The following is a 4,281-nucleotide window of genomic DNA, read 5'->3' as shown; positions in this document are numbered from 1 at the left end:
CGGGCCTGAACAGCACGAGCGAAACCTCCGACGACGAAGCTACATGCCTGAACCGAGTCCCGCTCACAGAGCTCGTTTACGGGACAGCCCTTAGCAAACAAATGTCGGTGGTGAACTCGGCGACTTCGTCGTGGCCGTCCGGGAGCGGCGGCAGCTGACCGTGCTCCGGTACGTAGAGGAGATCGTCCCAGTAACGTGCCATGTGCGCGGGCCGATTTCTGTGGCCGATCAGTGGAATAGCGTCGATGCCCAGAGCCCGGAAGAACCGGACCTTCTCGAGGGCGTTTCCGACGGAGGACACCAGGTACCCGACCCTTAGCCCGCGATCAGTACAGATCTTGACCAGAATGTCGTTGAAGGTCGTCTTACCTGAGTTCATCAGGCCCACGACCTGGGCCACTCCGTCGATCGCGAAGATGCCGAGCCCGTCTGTCAGACAGCCGGCCTCGCGGTCGGTGCGAGCGAAGACCATCCTTTCCACGCGGCCGGTGAAGTTCTCCGTGCGGTACCTCTCGCTTGCGCTGAGGCACTGGTCCATCTCCTTGGCTGCTTGGCGGAAGTCGTCCTCCGTCAGTTGCGGAAACGCTGCCCTGGTCCGGTACTCCTTGGGTTCTAGCCGACGTTCAGGGCGCGCTTCTGGCAGCCAGTCAGGAAGCCGCAGCCGGGCGGTGCTACCGTCGGCTCGCTTGAACCGAACCGGCGTCCCCGGCGGAGCGGGATCATGAGTCTTCTCCAGCTTGTAGGCCACCGGTAGCGACATTGCGTTGTGGTATGCCTGCTCGCGCTCCGGGAGTTTAGAGCTTCCCCGGCGGCGAAAGACGCTGCCGTGGACCACGCGTGTTACGGCGTCCTCGTCAAGCTCGAACAATCGCAGGTGCGCAGGTACCTTGCAGTAGTCGTTGAGGCGCAGTCTCCACTGTCCGCCCCGAGCCGTCGGTCCCATGCGGCGGCGCACATTACGCACGACTGTCTCGGTACCCGCACCAGGCAGGGCGTAGCCGTCGAGTAGCTTGCGGAGAAGAACGATGGCCGGCTGTCCCGGCGCGTACTCGGACAGGAACATCAGCCCGAGCTCCACCCGGAAGAACTCACGGACCGACAGGCAAGACGTGATCGCGTCAGCCACGCCTGACGATGACGCTTTGTTCTCCAGCGGCTCCAGCCAGCCGTCGGAGTCCCGGCTCACCGAGGCCGCCTTGCCTCACGAGCCATGGCGGCGGCGATGAAGGCGGCCTCGCTCATGATCTCAACGCCTTGGACGCGCCCTTGCAATGACGTGGCGAGGTCATCTACGTATCCCGGCTGTTCGAAGCGATGCTGCGCGATTACGAGGATCCGCCGCTGTGCAGCCGCACGTGGGTTCCAGCGGAACGAGCGGCCGAGGAGCGTGGCACTGGCGTGATCCTTCACGTCGGCGGCCCACCACTCACCGACCGCCATCTCCCCCGTATTGTCGAAGTCGATGGCCACGTCCACCGCGTCCATGCCCCACCAAGGGTGGAGGCGTTCTCCAAACACCGGCTCGAGCGCCTCGAACATGCGCTGCTCCGCCAGGCCGGGATCGTGCAGGAAACGCCGAACGGCCCGGTTCTGGATGAAGTACTCGGACATCGTCTCCACGGTGCGGTACACCAGGGTGCCCCTGCATCCCGGTGTATCGCAGTCGCGGTGGCCGGAGATTGGGTTTTCGCAGCCGTCACAGAAACCCAGGACGATGGCGCTGCTTGCCGGCAGAGCTCGGTAGCACTGGGTGAACCACTGCTTCACCCATGGCTGACCATTGGCATCTTTGGCCGGGAAAGCCCGAAGCAATCCAAGCAGGTCGATGTCAGAGGATACCGAGTGCTTCGTCAGGAATCCGCGCAGCCGGACATAGTTGTCCTGTACCTCCCGTTCGGTCTGCCCGTTCCGGTCGGCAACGCTGATCATCAGCTCGTAGCATCGGTTCTCGACAAGCTCCGCTTCGGGATCCTTGGAGAGCAGGAGGCGGGACGCTTGTTCGGCGAAGGCCGATGGTCGGCCGTTCTCGATCATAAGAAGCTCTGAATCGCTCTCGGCGACGCGCAGGGCCAGCGGCCATTGCCCGAGAGGCGTGCGGCACCAACGGAAGACGTCGGAGTGGGACGCCACCTCACGACAGCCGTCCTCCAACGTCCTCCAGAGCAGGCGCGTGACACCCGCAGTCCAGGCCGGGGGTAGTCCAGTGGGGTCGGCGGAAGGCTGAGCGGAGCTCCACAGCGCCTTCTGCTGGTTGGCCTGGATCCCAGCGAGTCCCGCCGCCAGCAGTTCGAGCGTCATGTAGTCGTCGGCCAGGTCCGGTGATACCTGGTTCAGCCGCGACAGCCGTGCCGGATGTCCCGGCAGTGTTGAATGGGTGGCCAACAGAACCCCTCACTGATCACTGAATGCCACCGAAGATAGCAGAGGGTAGTCATTCGATTTGCATGCCGGGTGTGGGACTGGCCGGGCAGCGGGAGAAGCACTACCTGTTCACGTTCCGCTTGGCCTTTTGGAGCCTGGGCGTACGGCGACGGAGTAGAGGCGGTGGAATCCGGCGACCGCCTTGGTCCCGTCTGTGAAGGCGCGGACGACGGCCCTCAGGCCTTGACCGCGGAGGTAGACACGGCGGTCGTTGGTGGAGGAGCCGACCGCCTGTGTCCATGAAGGGCATGCAGGTGGACGGTGAGGCGGCCGGAGGCGTTGTCGGCGTGGATCGCCCGGTCCGTGTCGATCGCTTCCCGGAGGGCGGGGTCGATCTCGATGCCGAACGGGGCGCGAGCGTTTCGGAGGCCTGCTGGGCGTAGTACGGCTCCTCGCGGTCGATCCTGGCCAGCACCATGGTCTGCCCGCCGGGCTCGCGGAAGCCGCGGGCTGTGAGGAGGACGCGGGCGTCGGCGCTTGCAGGCCCGGTCCCGGTGGCGGTGGCGGCGGGGAGGTGGTTGGTGTGGAGGGCGAAGTGGACATGCGTCCTGGCGGGGTTTCAGACATGGGCGGCACTCGGGGTGGGGCTGTGGCTGGGGTCCGGCCGACGGGGCGTCGGCCGGACCGGGACGGGCTACCGGATTCCCCTCACGGCACTGGCGGGCTTGACCTGGGGCGGTGGGCGTCCAGCGCGGGGTGAGATCGGGGTCTGGCGCTGGGTGGTCCGGGCCGGGATGGGGTCGATGGCGCGTTGCCAGCGGTGACGGACGGCGTCGAGGTCGGCCAGAGCGCGGCGGGTGCCGGTGAGGAGTTGCCCGATGGTGTTGGAGTCGTCCTCGGCGTAGGCCAGGACGGTCAGGCCGGTGGTGTGGGCCCGGGCGAGCATGGAGCGGCGAAGGACGAGCTCGGCCCAGTGCTCCGCGGCCACGGCCTGCCCGCCGACGAGCATGCCGAGCAGCTCGGCCGGGGGCCGGCTGGGGCTGAGTAGTCCCTGCTGCTGGGCTTCCCACAACACGGTGACGGGGTCCACGGGGTCGCCGCGGCGTCCGACGGTGAGCATGCAGTGGAAGAGACGGCCGTGCAGGGGCTCGGAGAAGTCGGCGGGCTGGAGCCAGCGCGCGGCGTCGCTGAGGTGAGGGCTGGCGCAGAGGGCGGCCAAGAGTACGCGTTCGTCTTCCATGTCCTCGTTGTCGGGGTCACGGACTGGGTGGGGTGGCGCGGGGGTGCGGGGCAGGGTGCTGGCGTGGGCTGGGAACCGGGCGGCGAGCTGGTCCAGGACGCTGGTCAGCTTGTCGGCGGTCATGAGGGCGGCGGTGGGCTGGTCCTCCAGGATGGGGTCGCCGACGGTAAGAACGAGGTGTTCGGCGCGGGCGCGCAGGGTCCGGCGGGCATGGCCCGCGCGGACGATCGCTGCGTACGCCGGGGCGTGGGCGGGTTCCGGGCAGGCGCTGACGACCTGGTGGAGGTAGGCCGCGGTCAGCCCGCGGGCGGCGGGTCGGGCGTGCTCCAGGACAGCGGTCAGCCAGACCGGCTGCTGGGCGTGGACCTCGGGCGCGGGAGGGGTGAGGCTGGTTATGGCGTCGAACACGGCCAGGTGTAGGGCGCTGGCGAAATCAGCCGGATGCAAGGAACCGAGGGCCTTGAGCTGGCGGGGTTCGAGAAGGAGCGCGCCCAGGAGTGCCTGTTCGGCGTGGTGGACGGCTGGGGCGGGCGGTACGTCGAGCAGGTCGAAGTCGGCTGCGGGGATGTTGGGTTGGGGCAATTTAGACGTCATCTCATTTGGGCTTCGTTGGTAGGCTGGCGGTCATGGTGGGGATCGTTGAACGGCTGGTGCCGGACGAGCTGTGGGTGCTGTTTCAG

Annotated in this window: 4 protein-coding genes; 1 reads left to right on the top strand and 3 read right to left on the bottom strand. The window is 67.1% G+C overall.

Annotated features, from left to right (window positions below):
* Nucleotides 1–76 precede the first annotated feature (76 nt).
* Nucleotides 77–1,186: a hypothetical protein gene (locus tag AB0D01_RS39525; RefSeq protein WP_363064240.1), complete on the bottom strand. Its 1,110-nt coding sequence runs from the start codon at nt 1,184–1,186 to the stop codon at nt 77–79.
* Entirely contained in the window at nt 1,183–2,382 is a 1,200-nt protein-coding gene (locus AB0D01_RS39520; RefSeq protein ID WP_363064238.1) for a hypothetical protein, read from the bottom strand. Before AB0D01_RS39520 ends, AB0D01_RS39525 begins: the two co-directional genes overlap by 4 nt.
* A gap of 272 nt (nt 2,383–2,654) precedes the next feature.
* Between AB0D01_RS39520 and AB0D01_RS39515 the strand changes: the two genes are divergently transcribed.
* A complete protein-coding gene (locus AB0D01_RS39515) occupies nt 2,655–2,804 on the top strand; it encodes a hypothetical protein (RefSeq protein WP_363064236.1) in 150 nt (49 codons plus the stop codon).
* 251 nt (nt 2,805–3,055) lie between these two features.
* Here AB0D01_RS39515 and AB0D01_RS39510 read toward each other — a convergent pair whose 3' ends face one another.
* A complete protein-coding gene (locus AB0D01_RS39510) occupies nt 3,056–4,183 on the bottom strand; it encodes a DnaB-like helicase N-terminal domain-containing protein (RefSeq protein WP_363064234.1) in 1,128 nt (375 codons plus the stop codon).
* Nucleotides 4,184–4,281: the final 98 nt, after the last annotated feature.

It is taken from the genome of Streptomyces sp. NPDC048606 (assembly GCF_040650855.1).
Lineage (GTDB): Bacteria > Actinomycetota > Actinomycetes > Streptomycetales > Streptomycetaceae > Streptomyces.
Note: the sequence above shows the minus strand (reverse complement) of the source record. Positions and strands in the feature narration are given on the sequence as shown.